This is a genomic window from Pseudomonas sp. S3_B08 (assembly GCF_054667725.1).
Genome location: NZ_CP162750.1, coordinates 4,372,074 through 4,384,759, shown reverse-complemented (window position 1 = coordinate 4,384,759; position 12,686 = coordinate 4,372,074). Strand labels below are relative to the sequence as shown.

Sequence of the window (12,686 nt, the reverse complement as noted above, 5' to 3'; positions counted from 1 at the left end):
GCTGCCGGCCCCTTCGCGAGCAGGCTCGCTCCCACATCAAACCGTATTCCTTCAGCTGGAATGCATTCTTCTGTGGGAGCGAGCCTGCTCGCGAAAAGGCCGGTACTGCTGAAGCTGATTCAGGAGATCAAACAGCTCAGCGCTGGACTACGCGCAGTTGCTGTTGTTCTTTCGGCAACACGCGTTTGGCGACGACGTAATGCTTTTCCCAGTACGGCTTGTTCAGCGTGTCGATGCTCACCGCTTTGCCACGGCGCGGGGCGTGGATGAAGCGGTCGTTGCCCAGGTAGATGGCAACGTGGTTGACCCGACGGCTCTTGATGTTGAAGAAAATCAGATCGCCCGGCTTCAGATCCTTGCGCTCGACTTTCTCGCCGTGACCGCTGGCCATGGCATTGGAGGTGCGTGGCAGGTCGAAAGTAGCGTCGTTGAACGCGTATTTCACCAGACCGCTGCAATCGAAGCCTTTACTTGGGCTGCTGCCGCCCCAACGATAAGGTGTACCGAGGACGTTTACCGCACGGCTCAGCACATTGCTGCTTTCCTTGCTCGCCATCGGTGGCACCAGCTTGCTGCGGCTCTTGCTGCTCAGCGTGGTGGTCTTGCTCTTGCTGCTTTTGCTCGATGGAGCCGAAGCATGGGATTTAGGGGTGAAGCCGTTGACGTTGGGAAGACGTTGCTCACGATTGGTGGCGTGGGCGGCCAGTGGCATTAATAGGCAAATAGTCAGCCATGTCTTGAAAAATGGTCGCATTAGGCGTGGCTCATAAGTGATAGCGCGCAACTTTATAACAGCTTTTTTTGCCGTTCCGAGGCCGTTCATCGATTCATTCGGCTGGCTACGGAACCAAAAACGCTCAAAAAGTACGCAATTGTCCGACAGAAGTCAGGTTCTACAAGGGTTTCGCGCTAGCAACGGTAACATTTGCCATACGTCGGCCACCTGTAAAAAAGTCACAAAGAAATGAAGAATATTTATCTATCGAGTGCAATGAGGTCTTAATGAACAGCTATCAGCTACCCCGCGTGAAAGAAAAAGACACTCACAGCAAAGTCATCGGCTACCTGCTGTGGATTTTCGGATTCACGGGAGCGCACCGCTTTTATTACGGCAAACCGGTGACCGGGACGATCTGGTTCTTCACCTTCGGTTTGCTGGGGATTGGCTGGCTGATCGACCTGTTCCTGATCCCGGCGATGGATCGCGAAGCGGATCTGCGCTTTGCCGCCGGGCCGATCGAGTACAACGTCGCGTGGATCCTGCTGACCTTCCTCGGTGTGTTCGGCGTGCACCGGATGTATCAGGGCAAATGGATCAGCGGCTTGCTGTATCTGCTGACCGGCGGGTTGTTCTTTATTGGCGTGCTGTATGACTTCTGGACGCTGAACGATCAGGTGTCGGTGCGCAACGCGCAGAATCGCGGCGCCTTTCAGTAAGCTTTCGCGAGCAGGCTCGCTCCCACAGGAATCACCGCAATACCTGTGGGAGCGAGCCTGCTCGCGAAGGGGTCAACTGGCTATCAAGCCTGGTGCGTAATCCGCCCATCCACCAGCGTATAGCGCACCACGCCCGGCAGACTATGCCCGATGAACGGGCAGTTCTCGCCCTTCGACAGCCATTGTTCACCGGCCACCGTGGATGACTTCGGATCGAACAGCACGATATCCGCCGCACCGCCCACCGCCAGTTTGCCCGCCGGCAGGCGCAGCGCTTCGGCCGGGCCTGCGCTCAACCGAGCCAATAGCGTCGGCAAGTCGAGCAAACCATCCTCAACCAGCGTCATCGCCAGCGGCAGCAGCAACTCAACACTGCTGATGCCCGGCTCGGTGGCGCCGAACGGTGCCAGTTTGGCGTCGCGCTCGTGGGGCTGGTGATGGCTGGAAATGGCCGAAACCACCCCGGACTTCACTGCCTCACGCAGGCCATCGCGGTCGGCGCGGGTGCGCAGCGGCGGTTGCACGTGGTAGAGGCTGTTGAAGTCGATCAGGGCTTCGTCAGTCAGGATCAGCTGATACAGCGCTACATCCGCGGTGACTTTCAGGCCACGGGCCTGCGCTTGGGCAATCAGCGCCACACCGCGCGCACTGGTCAACTGGCTGAAATGCGCACGTACGCCGGTTTGCTCGACCAGCAGCAGATCGCGAGCCAGCGCCACGGTTTCCGCCGTCTCCGGAATCCCCGGCAGGCCAAGGAAACTGGCGACCGCGCCTTCGTGGGCCAGACCGCCCTCGGCCAGATCGTGATCCTGCGAGTTGAAGATCACCGTCAGGTCGAAAGTCGCCGCATATTCCAGCGCCCGGCACAGGGTGCGGCTGTTGCGAAAGCTCTCCAGACCGTTGCCGAACGCCACGCATCCGGCGTCGCGCAAGGCCACCAGTTCGGCCAATTGCTCACCGTCGAGACCTTTGCTCAGCGCGCCGATCGGGAACACCTTGGTGTTGCCGGCTTCGCGGGCGCGGTCGAGGATCAGTTCGGCGACGGCTGAGGTGTCGAGCACCGGTCTGGTCTTCGGCGGGCAGCACAGGCTGGTCACGCCACCGGCAGCGGCGGCGCGGGTTTCGCTGACGATCGAGCCTTTGCGGCTGTAGCCCGGCTCGCGCAGGGCAACGTTGAGGTCGACCAGGCCGGGCGCGGCGACCAGACCTTGGGCATCGATGGTTTCTACTGCGCTGAAACCGGCCGGTGCGGCGCCGAGGGCGACGATCTTGCAGGCTTCAACGTGGATGTCGGTGATTTGATCCAGGCCGCTGCTGGGATCGATGACGCGTGCGCCGAGAATGCTGAGCTTCACTGGGCGTTCTCCTGCTCGAATTGACGTTGCGCAGTCTGCCCGCTCATGGCCATGGACAGCACGGCCATACGAATCGCGATGCCGTAGGTCACTTGATTGAGGATCACCGAGTGCGGGCCGTCGGCCACCGCCGACTCGATCTCCACGCCACGGTTGATCGGCCCCGGGTGCATGACGATGCAATCGGGTTTGGCCCCGGCCAGACGCGCGGTGGTCAGGCCGAACAGGCGGTAGAACTCGCCTTCGCTGGGCAGCAGGCCACCGGTCATGCGTTCACGCTGCAGGCGCAGCATGATCACCACGTCGACGTCTTTCAGGCCTTCAGCCATGTCGGTGTAGACCTTGACGCCGTATTGCTCGATGCCGATCGGCAGCAGGGTTTTCGGCGCGATCACGCGGATATCCGGGCAGCCGAGGGTTTTCAGCGCGAGCATGTTCGAGCGCGCCACCCGCGAATGCAGGATGTCGCCGACGATCGCCACCGAGAGGTTTTCGAAACCGCCCTTGTGCCGACGGATGGTGAGCATGTCGAGCATGCCTTGGGTCGGGTGCGCATGCCGGCCGTCGCCGCCGTTGATGATCGCCACCTGCGGGCAGACATGCTCGGCGATGAAGTGCGCCGCGCCCGAGTCGCCGTGGCGCACGACGAACATGTCGGCGGCCATCGCCTCAAGGTTGCGCAGGGTATCGAGTAACGTTTCGCCCTTGCTCGCCGACGATGTCGACACGTTCAGGGTGATCACGTCTGCCGACAACCGTTGGGCCGCCAGTTCAAACGTGGTGCGGGTGCGCGTGGAGTTTTCGAAGAACACGTTGCACACGGTCTTGCCGCGCAGCAACGGGACTTTCTTCACCGCCCGGGCACCGACTTCAAGGAACGAGTCGGCAGTGTCGAGGATTTCCGTCAGCAACTCGCGGCGCAGGCCGTCGAGCGAGAGGAAGTGGCGCAGCTGGCCCTGATCATTGAGCTGCAGCGGGCGCTTGGTATCTAGAGGCGTCATCGCGAGGGGGACTCTCAATAGGGCGGATTAAAGGGTGACGTCTTGCAGTTCGAGCGTCAGCGGCTCGGGGCCGGACAACTTGACCCGCTGGTTGCCGGCCAGGGTCAGGGTGGCGCCGACCACGTTGGGGCGGATCGGCAGCTCGCCGGCGTCCAGGTCCAGCAGGCAGACCAGGGTGACGCTGGCCGGGCGGCCGTAATCGAACAATTCATTCATGGCGGCGCGGATAGTCCGACCGCTCATCAGCACGTCGTCGATCAGCACCAGATGCTGGCCTTCGATCTCGAAGGGCAGGGCGGACGGGCGCACTTGCGGGTGCAGGCCATTCTGGCTGAAGTCATCGCGATAGAAGGACACATCCAGCGTGCCCAGTGGCGCATCGCTGTTCAGTTCCTTGAGCAGCGCCTGCGCGACCCAGATGCCGCCGGTGCGGATACCGATGTAACGCGGTTCGCTGATGTCACGCTGGGCAAGGTGCGCCTTGAGGCGGGTCGCCATCTGGCTGATCAGATCGGCGGGATTGGGCAGGCTCATGGTTGCTCCTTCGTGATTCCGCGCTGCGTCCTGCTGGACGAAGCTCGGTTTATAACCAAAAGAAAAGCGCCGAAGCGCTTGTCAGGATTCAAACAATGCAGTGTTTTCATCGAGCCAGCCCTGCAGCAGCAGGGCAGCGGCGATGGCGTCCACCGGGTTGTCGCGGTAACTGCCTTTCTGCCCGCCACGCACCAGTCGCTCGCCCTTGGCTTCGAAAGTGGTCAGGCGTTCGTCGTGGGTATAGAAGGGCAGGTTGTAGCGGCCGTTGAGGCGGCGGGCGAATTTCTCGGCGCGTACGCACATGTCGCTGGGCGTGCCGTCCATGTTCAGCGGCAGGCCGACCACCACGGCGTCGGGTTTCCATTCTTTTATTAGCGCTTCGACCTGATCCCAGTTCGGCACGCCGTTCTGCGCTTTCAAAGTGCACAGCTCGCGGGCCTGGCCGGTGATGACCTGGCCGACCGCGACGCCGATCTGTTTGGTGCCGTAGTCGAAGCCGAGAATCAGGCGCAGGGCCATCAGGCGTGACCTGCCTGGCTGGTGAGCAGATTGAGATCGATGCCCAAGTGCCGCGCTGCCGCTTCCAGGCGCAATTCGCTGCGGGTGTTGAACAGTATGTCGGCGTTGAAAGGGCAGGTCAGCCAGGCGTTGTCGGCCAGTTCGGCTTCCAGTTGCCCGGCTTCCCAGCCGGCGTAACCGAGGGTGATCAGGCTCTGCGCGGGGCCGACGCCGTCAGCGATGGCGAACAGCACGTCCTGCGAAGTCGACAGGGCCAGGTCGCCGTCCAGCTGCGCCGTGGCCTGGAAGGTCTGGCCCGCCGGGTGCAGGACGAAACCGCGATCGGTCTGCACCGGCCCGCCGATGAAGATCGGCACATCCTGGCAGCGTGCCGGCGGCTCGATGTCCGGGCGCAACTGTTCGAGGATGTCGGCCAAGTTCAAGTCTTGCGGCCTGTTGACCACCAGCCCCATCGCGCCATTGGCCGTGTGCTCGACGATGTAGGTCAAGGTGTGGGCAAAGTTCGGGTCGGCCATGTGTGGCATGGCGATCAGGAAGTGATGCTTGAGGTAGCTGGGGCTGACGTTTTTCATGAGCGCTAGTGTGGCGTCGCAAGGGCGAACTGACAAGCTGAGGCTTTAAAAGATCGCAGCCTTCGGCAGCTCCTACAGGGTGTACGCAGGCCCACTGTAGATACTCTGTTCACGGTCAAGCTTTTTGGGTGTGTTTATCGCTAAAAAGCTTGGCTGTACTGAAGTCTTCGCCTGCCCGCATGCAGGCCCATAGTCCGGTCAGGTATTTGCGCATGACTGCGACAATAGCCTGCATCTTCCTCTTTCCTCGAGCCACCAAGGCTTCGTAAAACGCTTTCACATTTGGGTCGCAACGTATGGCGGTCAGCGCAGGCATGTACATCGCTGATCGCAAATAGGCATTGCCGCCCTTACTTATCCGGCCGGGTTTATCAATGCTGGTGCCTGATTGCGTGAGTCGGACATCGAGTCCGGCATGGCGGCTGACCTGCGCTGACTTGAGCGTTACCGGTAAGGTCGTCAGTTCAGCCAGCGCCGCAAATACTGAGATCTCACCCATGCCAGGGGCGGCGATCATGTGGGCGAACTGGGCGCTCAACGTTGGGCAGTTGTCGATCAGTGCCCGACCAGCGAGTCGGAAACGCTCGATTCGTTTGTCAAAGGCGTTGATGGCTTCTTCTTCGTCTTCAATCAGCATCAGAAGAGTTGTTTGAGTGGCTTTTAGTGCATGCAGCTCGTTTTTGGCGCGGGTGCGATGACCCGTCAAACGATTGATGTGGCGACCGATAGCGCGTAGCTCAAGCTGTATTGAAGTGGGCGGCGTCCACAACCTTGGGCTCATGCGTTCGCCGTACTCAGCTAATAACTGGGCATCGATTGCGTCCGTTTTGCTGTTTTTCAGCATCAGCTTTGCAAAGTTGTGAAAACTCTTCGGATTGATAACCGAGACTGGCAAACCCGCCGCAGCGAGCTCCATGGCCAAGTCCAGGTAGTAGATTCCGGTGGCTTCCATCACCACAGATATAGGCTTGAGCTCAAGTAACTTGCCGACAGCAGCTTTGCGCCCCGCCGGTGTCTGGTCGATATTGCACTGACCTGCAAAACGGCCGCCATTGCGCCAGCCCATCGCTGTAGTGCGAGATCCCACATCCAAACCGACGTGCATGTTCATGCTTTCAACTCCAAGAGAACTGAGTTAAAAATGCTTCCTGGTTCCCCTGACCTCGAACTTCATGCCACTGCAACCTTGTAATGCGAAGTCCGACTCGTCGGCTTCTCGATACTCTTCGTGGTGGGCAATGAGGCGGGGGGACCTCTCTACATACAAGGTCAGGAGCAAGTCCTGCCTTAAGGAGCGATCGGTCTCCCCCAGAAACACATCTTCGTATGTCGCACCAGCGAGCTTAGATCTCATTCATGCTGGTGTGTGGGGAACATACAAGGAGCTGCCGAAGGCTGCGATCTTTTGATTTTGCTCTTAATTGCTTGAGAGCTTGTCGCCCCGGGCAAATTTCCAGGTGCGAATGATTTCCAGGCGGTCGATGTCCGACAGATCGCCGGTAAACGGTGCAAACGGCGCGGCCAGGCGGACGATGCGCTGCGCGGCCTGATCGAGCAGCGGCTGGCCGGAGGATTCGAGCACCAGCACCTCATACAGCGAACCGTCGCGGTTGATCGAGACCATCAGGCGCAAATTGCCGTAGATCTGCTTGCGCCGTGCTTCTTCGGGGTAGTTGAGGTTGCCGATGCGCTCGACCTTCTTGCGCCAGTCGTCCTTGTACCAGGCGCCCTTGTCGCGCATGGTCGAGGCCGCGCTCAAGCGGTGGATGCGCGGGCGCTTGGCGTACAGCTGTTGTTCCTTGGCCAGCTCTGCTTCGAGGCTGGCGATGTCGCTGGACAACTGCGAGCTGTCGAACACCGGCGCGTCGACGGTCGGTTTGACTTCGGTTTTGCTTTCTTCTTTCTTGGTCGGCGCCTTTTTCGGTTTCGGCGCAACGGTGGTCACCGCTGCCTTCGGGGCGGCTTCCTGCACCACTGGCTTGGCGGCGGGCGGCGGGGTGACCTTTTTGACCTGATTGTCCTGGAATGGCGCGACTTCGGTGGTCTTGGGCAGGGCTTTCTTGTCCAGCGTGCCGCTGCCTTCCTGGTTTTCCTGAGCGAGAAAATCTGCCTTTTCCGGCTTCTTCTCGGCCTTGAAGGTGGCCAGGGTGATTTCCAGGGTTTTGCTGATCTGCTGCGGCTCGACCATGGTGAAGCCGACGCCTAGCAGCAGCGCCAGGTGAATCAGCGCTGCCAGAAACAGTGTAAAACCGAGGCGATCGGCCGGGCGCACGCCACGATGGGCGAGTTCAGCGGGCAGATCGGACGGAAGGGTCATGACAAGAAAACCAACATCGCGTTTTTCAGAGGCTGCGCATGATAACGCAATGTTGGTTTCGCGCCTTGGGCTTCACGCTTCAAGCGACAGGCTGCATGTGACGTACATCAAGCTTGTGGCTTTTTGCCGGCCGCTTGCAGCTTTTTATCGATCGCATCCATCAGCATGCCGCCGATATCAGTGCCGAACGCATTGTCGATTTCGCGGATGCAGGTCGGGCTGGTGACGTTGATTTCGGTCAGGTGCTCGCCGATTACGTCGAGGCCGACAAACAGCAGGCCTTTCTCGCGCAAGGTCGGGCCGACCTGGGCGGCGATCCAGCGATCCTTCTCGGTCAGCGGACGCGCTTCGCCACGGCCACCGGCGGCGAGGTTGCCACGGGTTTCGCCCAGAGCCGGAATCCGCGCCAGGCAGTAATCCACCGGCTCGCCATCGATCATCAAAATGCGCTTGTCGCCATCGACGATCGCCGGCAGGTAACCCTGAATCATGATCTGCTGCTTGCCATGCAGGGTCAGGGTTTCGAGGATCACCGAGAGGTTCGGGTGCCCGGCGGTGTGGCGGAAGATCGACGAACCGCCCATGCCGTCCAGCGGCTTGAGGATCACGTCACCGTGATGGTCGGCGAACTCACGCAATACGTCCGGGCGGCGGCTGACGATGGTCGGCGGCGTGCACTGCGGAAACAGCGTAGCGAACAGCTTTTCATTGCAGTCGCGCAGGCTCTGCGGCTTGTTCACCACCAGCACGCCGGCGGCTTCGGCCTGTTCCAGCAAGTAAGTGGAGTAGACGAACTCCATGTCGAACGGCGGATCCTTGCGCATCAGGATCACGTCCAGGTCGCTTAGCAGCTTGTCCTGTTCGGCGTCCAGCTCGAACCATTTGTCCGGGTTGGCGAAGACTTTCAGCGGGCTCATCCGCGCCCGCGCCTGGCCTTCGGCCTGATACAGGTCTTTCTGTTCCATGTAGAACAGTTCCCAGCCACGCTTCTGCGCGGCCAGCAGCATGGCCAGCGAGCTATCCTTTTTATAGGAGATGCTGGCGATAGGGTCCATGACAATCCCGACGCGAACGCTCATTGGGTTTTCCTCGAAATTTGGCTACCGGATCGGTATTGAAAAAGTGCCGCCAGAGTGGCGCCGGGCGGGTTTCGGGTCAAGGAAAAACCCGTCGATAGATTGCATCTGGAGACTGTGCTAAAAAGGCTGGCAGATCGCGCCGCCCCATGGGTTTCAAGGGTTTCAGGCCATTATTCACAGCAAAACGGACAATTTGATTCGCAAAGGCGACGGTAGAACCCTCTTATGGAACAGCAGTCCAGCGCCTTGAAGGTCATGGTGATCGACGACTCGAAAACGATTCGCCGTACCGCCGAAACATTGTTGAAGAATGTCGGTTGCGAAGTGATCACCGCCATCGACGGTTTCGATGCGCTGGCGAAGATTGCCGACCACCATCCCGGGATCATCTTTGTCGACATCATGATGCCGCGTCTGGACGGTTATCAGACCTGCGCCCTGATCAAGAACAACAGCGCCTTCAAGGCGACGCCGGTGATCATGCTGTCGTCCGGGGACGGTCTGTTCGACAAGGCCAAGGGGCGGATTGTCGGCTCTGATCAATTTCTGACCAAGCCGTTCAGCAAAGAAGAACTGCTCAACGCGATCCAGGCCCATGTTCCGGGCTTCGCCGCCGTTTTGCCGCAGTAAGACACGCACAGTGACGCTCGGCCAGCGGGCCGGCAGTCGACCAGAAAAATGGGGAAGACCATGGCACGTATCCTGATCGTCGATGATTCGCCGACTGAAATGTACAAACTCACCGGCATGCTCGAAAAGCACGGCCATGAAGTGCTCAAGGCCGAGAACGGCGCCGACGGCGTGGCCCTGGCCCGTCAGGAAAAACCCGACGCGGTGCTGATGGACATCGTCATGCCCGGCCTCAACGGTTTTCAGGCGACCCGGCAGTTGACCAAGGATGCCGACACTGCGCACATCCCGGTGATCATCATCACCACCAAGGATCAGGAAACCGACAAGGTCTGGGGCACCCGCCAGGGCGCCAAGGATTACCTGACCAAACCGGTCGACGAAGACACCCTGATCAAGACCCTGAACAACGTCCTCAACGGCTGATCGCGCGATCATGAACGAATCGCTGACCGCGTTCGAACTGCTCTGGCAGATCGACCAGCGCTGCCGCCTGCTGGCAGCCGACCTGCCGTCGCAAGCGGCGCGCCCGGATCGCTGGAGCGGCATCGGCTTTCGCCTCGGCGAGCATTGGTATGTGGCGCCGATGGGCGAAGTCAGCGAAGTCCTGCATGAACCGCGCTTCACCCAGTTGCCCGGGGTCAAGCCGTGGGTCAAGGGTGTCGCCAATCTGCGCGGGCGGCTGCTGCCGATCATGGACCTGTGCGGCTTCTTCGGCCATGAGCTGTCGCCGCTGCGCAAACAACGGCGGGTATTGGTGGTGGAACATGAAGACGTGTTCGCCGGGGTAATGGTCGACGAAGTCATCGGCTTGCAGCATTTCGAACAGGGCAGTTTCGAGCCGCTGTCGATCAGCAAGCGCCAGGGCTCCAAGGCTGAATTCGTCAAAGGCTATTTCCGCCGTGAACAGAACTGGCGGGTGTTCAGCCTGTTTGCACTGGCCAAATCTCCGGTGTTCATGGGCGTGGCTCTATAGCACGAACAACAGAACCCATGTGGACGCGGGCCATGTGGCGAGGGGATTTATCCCCGTTGGGTCGCGCAGCGGCCCCAAAAACTGCAAGGCCTGACACCGTCAGCGCATGCGATATTTTTGCGACTGCTTCGCAGCCGAACGGGGATAAATCCCCTCGCCACAAGGCTCGCTCCCACAAGGGCCATGGCAGGTTTCATAGGCGAGGACCGATGACAAAAGCAAAAACAGGCAAGTCGGCAGAAGCATCGCGCAGTCGCGCACAGATCATCGTGCTGTTTATCGCACTGATCGTGTTCATCATGCTGCTGTTCGCCAACTTCGCGTACCTCAACACCCAGGCGAACTACGACAAGCAGTACATCGGCCATGCCGGCGAACTGCGCGTGCTCTCGCAACGCATCGCCAAGAACGCCACCGAAGCGGCGGCGGGCAAGGCGGCCGCCTTCAAACTGCTCAGTGATGCGCGCAACGATTTTGCCCAGCGCTGGGGCTACCTGAAGAAGGGTGACCCGAACACCGGCCTGCCGCCGGCACCCGTCGCCGTGCGCCCGGAAATGCGCGCGGTGCAGATGGACTGGGAGCGCCTGTTGAAAAACACCGATGCGATCCTCAGCAGCGAACAGACCGTGCTGTCGCTGCATCAGGTCGCCGCGACGCTGGCCGAAACCGTGCCGCAGTTGCAGATCGAATACGAAAAAGTCGTGGAAATCCTGCTCCAGCGCGGCGCTCCGGCGGCGCAGGTGGCAATGGCGCAACGGCAATCGTTGCTTGCCGAACGCATCCTCGGTGCCGTCAACACCGTGCTCGCCGGTGACGAAAACTCGCAGCAGGCCGCCGATGCCTTTGGCCGCGATGCCGCGCGTTTCGGTCTGGTGCTCAACGGCATGTTGCAGGGCAACCCGGCGCTGAAAATCAGCCAGGTCGAAGACCGCGACGCCCGTGCGCGTTTGAGCGAAATTTCCGAGCTGTTCCAGTTCGTTTCCGGCTCCGTGGATGAAATCCTCGAAACCTCGCCAGAGCTGTTCAAGGTGCGCGAATCGGCGAGCAACATCTTCACCCTGTCGCAAACCCTGCTCGACGAAGCCTCACACCTTGCTACAGGTTTCGAGCATCTGGCCGGCGGGCGCAACACCGACACCATTGGCGGCTATGTGCTGGGCTTGCTGGCGCTGGCCTCGATCATCCTCATCGGTCTGGTCATGGTCCGCGAAACCAATCGCCAGTTGCGTGAAACCGCCGAGAAGAACGAGCGCAACCAGAACGCGATCATGCGCCTGCTCGACGAAATCGAAGACCTCGCCGATGGCGACCTCACCGTGACCGCTTCGGTGACCGAAGACTTCACCGGCACCATCGCCGACTCGATCAACTATTCCGTCGACCAATTGCGTGATCTGGTGGCGACCATCAACCTCACCGCCGGCCAGGTTGCCGCCGCTGTGCAGGAAACCCAGGCCACCGCCATGCATCTGGCCCAAGCGTCTGAGCAACAGGCCCAGCAGATTTCCGAAGCCTCGACGGCGATCAGCGACATGGCCGAGTCCATCGATCAGGTCTCGGCCAACGCTGCCGAATCGTCGGCGGTGGCCGAGCGTTCCGTGGAAATTGCCAACAAGGGCAACGAGGTGGTGCACAACACCATCCACGGCATGGACAACATCCGCGAACAGATTCAGGACACCGCCAAGCGCATCAAGCGCCTCGGCGAGTCGTCCCAGGAAATCGGCGACATCGTCAGCCTGATCGATGACATCGCCGACCAGACCAACATTCTCGCCCTCAACGCAGCGATCCAGGCATCGATGGCCGGGGACGCCGGGCGCGGGTTTGCCGTGGTCGCCGACGAAGTGCAGCGCCTGGCCGAGCGTTCGTCCGCCGCGACCCGGCAGATCGAAACCCTGGTGCGGGCGATTCAGGCCGACACCAACGAAGCGGTGATTTCCATGGAGCAGACCACCACCGAAGTGGTGCGCGGCGCGCGACTGGCGCAGGATGCCGGTGTGGCCCTGGAAGAAATCGAAGGCGTGTCCAAGACCCTCGCGGCGCTGATCCAGAGCATTTCCAACGCGGCGCAGCAGCAGACCTCTTCGGCCGGGCAGATCTCGCTGACGATGAATGTGATCCAGCAGATCACCTCGCAGACTTCGTCGGGGTCCACGGCCACCGCCGAGAGCATCGGCAACCTGGCGAAAATGGCCAGTCAGCTGCGTCGTTCGGTGTCCGGATTCACCTTGCCGGCGGCGACAGATAAAGCGTGAGTGGAGTG

Annotated in this window: 14 protein-coding genes; 5 read left to right on the top strand and 9 right to left on the bottom strand. The window is 60.5% G+C overall.

The annotated features are described in order from the left end of the window. Positions 1 to 136: 136 nt before the first annotated feature. Entirely contained in the window at positions 137 to 754 is a 618-nt protein-coding gene (locus AB4N73_RS19880; protein WP_024014657.1) for a C40 family peptidase, read from the bottom strand. Between the two features lie 248 nt (positions 755 to 1,002). Between AB4N73_RS19880 and AB4N73_RS19875 the strand changes: the two genes are divergently transcribed. Further along, positions 1,003 to 1,437 (top strand): NINE protein, encoded by a 435-nt coding sequence (locus tag AB4N73_RS19875; protein ID WP_016772734.1) that lies wholly within the window; start codon positions 1,003 to 1,005, stop codon positions 1,435 to 1,437. 83 nt (positions 1,438 to 1,520) lie between these two features. Here the strand turns inward: AB4N73_RS19875 and AB4N73_RS19870 are convergent, their stop codons facing one another. The 8 genes from AB4N73_RS19870 to gshB form a co-directional block, all read right to left on the bottom strand. Beyond that, complete coding sequence (locus AB4N73_RS19870) at positions 1,521 to 2,792, bottom strand: dihydroorotase (RefSeq protein WP_024014656.1); 1,272 nt, start codon at positions 2,790 to 2,792, stop codon at positions 1,521 to 1,523. Further along, positions 2,789 to 3,793: an aspartate carbamoyltransferase catalytic subunit gene (locus AB4N73_RS19865; protein WP_016772736.1), complete on the bottom strand. Its 1,005-nt coding sequence runs from the start codon at positions 3,791 to 3,793 to the stop codon at positions 2,789 to 2,791. Before AB4N73_RS19865 ends, AB4N73_RS19870 begins: the two co-directional genes overlap by 4 nt. Before the next feature lie 27 nt (positions 3,794 to 3,820). Beyond that, on the bottom strand, positions 3,821 to 4,327 hold the full coding sequence (pyrR, locus tag AB4N73_RS19860; RefSeq protein WP_016772737.1) for a bifunctional pyr operon transcriptional regulator/uracil phosphoribosyltransferase PyrR: 507 nt from the start codon (positions 4,325 to 4,327) through the stop codon (positions 3,821 to 3,823). An 81-nt stretch (positions 4,328 to 4,408) separates the two neighbouring features. Continuing rightward, positions 4,409 to 4,846 (bottom strand): Holliday junction resolvase RuvX, encoded by a 438-nt coding sequence (gene ruvX, locus AB4N73_RS19855; protein WP_041476809.1) that lies wholly within the window; start codon positions 4,844 to 4,846, stop codon positions 4,409 to 4,411. After that, positions 4,846 to 5,418, bottom strand: a complete 573-nt coding sequence (locus AB4N73_RS19850; protein WP_016772739.1) for a YqgE/AlgH family protein — start codon at positions 5,416 to 5,418, stop codon at positions 4,846 to 4,848. The genes ruvX and AB4N73_RS19850 overlap by 1 nt, the downstream gene beginning before the upstream one ends. 115 nt (positions 5,419 to 5,533) lie before the next feature. Further along, positions 5,534 to 6,529: an IS110 family RNA-guided transposase gene (locus AB4N73_RS19845; RefSeq protein WP_150638880.1), complete on the bottom strand. Its 996-nt coding sequence runs from the start codon at positions 6,527 to 6,529 to the stop codon at positions 5,534 to 5,536. Between the two features lie 306 nt (positions 6,530 to 6,835). Further along, positions 6,836 to 7,735 carry an energy transducer TonB gene (locus AB4N73_RS19840; protein WP_039757551.1) on the bottom strand — a complete coding sequence of 300 codons (900 nt, stop codon included), beginning with the start codon at positions 7,733 to 7,735 and terminating at the stop codon, positions 6,836 to 6,838. A 107-nt stretch (positions 7,736 to 7,842) separates the two neighbouring features. Then, positions 7,843 to 8,814, bottom strand: coding sequence for a glutathione synthase (gene gshB / locus AB4N73_RS19835; RefSeq protein WP_056786399.1), 972 nt, complete (start codon positions 8,812 to 8,814; stop codon positions 7,843 to 7,845). 225 nt (positions 8,815 to 9,039) lie between these two features. Between gshB and pilG the strand changes: the two genes are divergently transcribed. From pilG to AB4N73_RS19815, 4 genes are all read left to right on the top strand, one after another. Further along, positions 9,040 to 9,444, top strand: a complete 405-nt coding sequence (gene pilG, locus AB4N73_RS19830; RefSeq protein WP_460059584.1) for a twitching motility response regulator PilG — start codon at positions 9,040 to 9,042, stop codon at positions 9,442 to 9,444. 60 nt (positions 9,445 to 9,504) lie between these two features. Beyond that, positions 9,505 to 9,870, top strand: coding sequence for a twitching motility response regulator PilH (pilH, locus tag AB4N73_RS19825; RefSeq protein ID WP_016772744.1), 366 nt, complete (start codon positions 9,505 to 9,507; stop codon positions 9,868 to 9,870). 10 nt (positions 9,871 to 9,880) lie between these two features. After that, positions 9,881 to 10,420, top strand: a complete 540-nt coding sequence (locus AB4N73_RS19820) for a chemotaxis protein CheW (RefSeq protein ID WP_056786402.1) — start codon at positions 9,881 to 9,883, stop codon at positions 10,418 to 10,420. Between the two features lie 209 nt (positions 10,421 to 10,629). Next, complete coding sequence (locus AB4N73_RS19815) at positions 10,630 to 12,678, top strand: methyl-accepting chemotaxis protein (RefSeq protein ID WP_041476807.1); 2,049 nt, start codon at positions 10,630 to 10,632, stop codon at positions 12,676 to 12,678. The last annotated feature ends 8 nt before the right edge of the window (positions 12,679 to 12,686 follow it).